The 443-nt window shown below is 40.0% G+C and carries 1 protein-coding gene; it reads right to left on the bottom strand.

Features of this window, described 5'->3' with window-relative positions:
• On the bottom strand, positions 1 to 443 hold a 443-nt coding region (locus AC1DJR_RS33475), incomplete at both ends, for a M24 family metallopeptidase (RefSeq protein ID WP_477004622.1).

Here is a 443-nt window from a genome sequence, read left to right as displayed (position 1 = left end):
CTGTTTTGCTACATTGTGTGCAGCTTTTCCGAGCGCACTTTTTTTTGAACCTGGCTTTGCCTTCTTAAGTCCAGCATCGAATGCTTCTTTAGCAACGTCACATATTTTCTGTAAAATTGTCTCTCCTTCCCCTACTACAAAGGAAATTCCGGTATCTGCGAAATATCCGTTTTTTGAACCTGAAACATCAATATTTACAATGTCCCCTTCTTGAATGGTCCGTCTCCCCGGAATCCCGTGCGCTACTTCTTCATTTATGCTAATGCACGTATATCCAGGAAAATCGTATTCACTTTTTGGGGCAGATTGAGCTCCTGCTTTTTCAAACATCTCTCTCGCAATTTCATCGAGTTCTTTTGTGGTAATTCCAGGTTTCGTACTATGGACTAATTCATCTCGAATCGCACCACAAATTTCACCAATTACTTTTAATCCATTAAAAT

This window comes from Bacillus sp. 05T31, from assembly GCF_056396725.1.
The sequence above is the reverse complement of the archived record's forward strand: the minus strand, read 5'-3'. Positions and strand labels throughout refer to the sequence as shown.